We start from the raw sequence: 2,150 nt of genomic DNA, 5'->3' as shown, positions 1-2,150 counted from the left end.
AGCCGCGCCGCCGCGCCCGGCGCCAGGTTTTGCACCAGCACATCGCTCCGCTCCAGCAGCGCGCTGAGCACCGCCGCCGCCTCCGGGCGCTTCAGGTCCAGCGTCAGGCTTTCCTTGGAGCGGTTGAGCCAGGCGAAGTAGGAGGACATGCCGGCCACGCGCTCATCGTAAGCGCGCGCGAAATCGCCGCCGCCGGGACGCTCCACCTTGATCACGCGCGCGCCCAGATCGGCCAACTGCCGGGTGGCGAACGGCGCGGCGACCGCATGTTCCAGCGCCAGCACGGTCATGCCTTGCAAAGGCCTCATCGCGGACTCCTTCAAGCCGTCTGCGCCGCCGCGCTCAGAACGAGCGCGGCAGGCCCAGCACATGTTCGGCCACATAGGCCAGGATCAGATTGGTGGAAATGGGCGCGACTTGGTAAAGCCGGGTTTCGCGGAATTTGCGCTCGATGTCGTATTCGCAGGCAAAGCCGAAACCGCCGTGGAATTGCAGGCAGACATTGGCAGCTTCCCAGGAGGCTTCCGAGGCCAGCAGCTTGGCCATATTGGCCTCGGCGCCGCAGCTTTGCCGCGCGTCGAAACGGACGCAGGCCTCGAAGCGCATCAGGCTGGCCGCTTCCAGTTGGACGTGGGCGCGGGCGATGGGGAATTGCACGCCCTGGTTCCGGGCGATGGGCTGGCCGAACACTTGGCGTTCGCAGCCGTAGCCGACGACGCGGTCGATGAACCAGCGGCCGTCGCCCACGCATTCGGCGGCGATCAGCGCCCGCTCGGCGTTGAGTCCGTCCAGCAGGTAGCGGAAACCCAGGCCTTCCTCGCCGATCAGGTTTTCCGCCGGCACCTCCAGCTCATCGAAGAACAGTTCATTGGTCTCGTGATTGACCATATTGGCGATGGGCCGCACATTCAGTCCGTGCCCCACCGCCGCGCGCAGATCGATCAGGAACAGCGACATGCCTTCCGAGCGCCGGCTCACCCGCTCCAGCGGCGTGGTGCGCGCCAGCAAGATCATCAGGTCGGAATGCTGGACCCGGGAGATCCACACTTTCTGGCCGCTGACGCGGTAATGGTCGCCGTGGCGGACGGCCCGGGTCTGGATGCGGGTGGTGTCGCTGCCGGCGCCGGGCTCGGTCACCGCCATCGACTGCAACCGCAGCTCGCCGCTGGCGATGCGCGGCAGGTAGTCGCGCTTTTGCCGCTCGGAGCCGTGACGCAGCAGCGTGCCCATATTGTACATCTGGCCATGGCAGACGCCGGAGTTGCCGCCGCAGCGGTTGATTTCCTCCAGGATCACCGAGGCCTCGGTCAGGCCCAGGCCGGAACCGCCGTATTGTTCCGGGATCAGCGCCGCCAGCCAGCCGGCCTCGGTCAGCGCCGCGACAAAGGCTTCGGGATAGCCGCGCTGCTGGTCGATCATGCGAAAATAGGCATCGGGAAATTGCGCGCACAGCGCGCGCACAGCCGCGCGCAACTCCTGGTAAGTATCCTGGCTGGTTTGCATCGTCTCGTCCTTTCCGCGTCACGCGCCGCTGGCCACGCCATCCGACGCGCTGAGCCTCGTGGCCGCCTGGCTCAGGCCCGCCTCCATCGCCGGCTGCCCGGCCGCGTTCCACGCCCACAGGGAAACGCGACCGTCTGTTTCCGGCCTGCCGCCCAGGCTGATGTCGCTGTCGGCGAACAAGGGCCGCAGCGCGCGGAAATGGAAGCCGCGCGGCCGGTAGGCCGGCGCATGTCGGCGACACAGCTCCAGCAATAGCGTGGCGAGCAGCGGCCCCTGCACCACCAGACCGGGATAGCCTTCGCTTTCCACCGCGTAATCGCGGCTGTAATGGATGCGGTGGGTGTTCAGTGTCAGGGCCGAATAGCAGAACAGCAGCACGTCGTCGGCGCGCAGCGCGCGCCGCCATGGCGCGGCCGGCATCGCCTCCGCCACCGCCGGCGCGGCGCCCTCCGGCGCGCGGCAATACACCAGATCCTGTTCCTCCACCAGCGCCAGGCCGTTCTCGCCGCTGATTTCATGGCGCAGCGTCAGGAATTGCAGCGGACCGCTACGGCCCAGCTTGTCCTGGATGGCGACGATGCAGGAGTAGCGACTGGCCGCTTCCCCCAGCCGCAGCGGCTGCAGCCATTCCACGCGGCCGCCGGCCC

Annotated in this window: 3 protein-coding genes; all 3 read right to left on the bottom strand. The window is 67.9% G+C overall.

The window, feature by feature from the left end:
- Positions 1-308, bottom strand: a 308-nt coding sequence (locus LQT98_RS23285; protein WP_231465570.1) for a CoA transferase, incomplete at its 3' end; no start/stop codon positions are given.
- Between the two features lie 34 nt (positions 309-342).
- Positions 343-1,503 (bottom strand): acyl-CoA dehydrogenase family protein, encoded by a 1,161-nt coding sequence (locus LQT98_RS23280; RefSeq protein WP_231465568.1) that lies wholly within the window; start codon positions 1,501-1,503, stop codon positions 343-345.
- An 18-nt stretch (positions 1,504-1,521) separates the two neighbouring features.
- A partial coding sequence (locus tag LQT98_RS23275) for an acyl-CoA dehydrogenase (RefSeq protein ID WP_231465565.1) occupies positions 1,522-2,150 on the bottom strand: 629 nt, incomplete at its 5' end.

Origin of the sequence: Chromobacterium aquaticum (genome assembly GCF_021129195.1) — a bacterium.
Classification (GTDB): domain Bacteria; phylum Pseudomonadota; class Gammaproteobacteria; order Burkholderiales; family Chromobacteriaceae; genus Chromobacterium; species Chromobacterium aquaticum.
Note: the sequence above shows the minus strand (reverse complement) of the source record. Positions and strands in the feature narration are given on the sequence as shown.

Excerpts from the sequence above, each read along its gene's own strand:
- LQT98_RS23280 (WP_231465568.1), bottom strand. The coding sequence starts at position 1,503 with ATGCAAACCAGCCAGGATACTTACCAGGAGTTGCGCGCGGCTGTGCGC.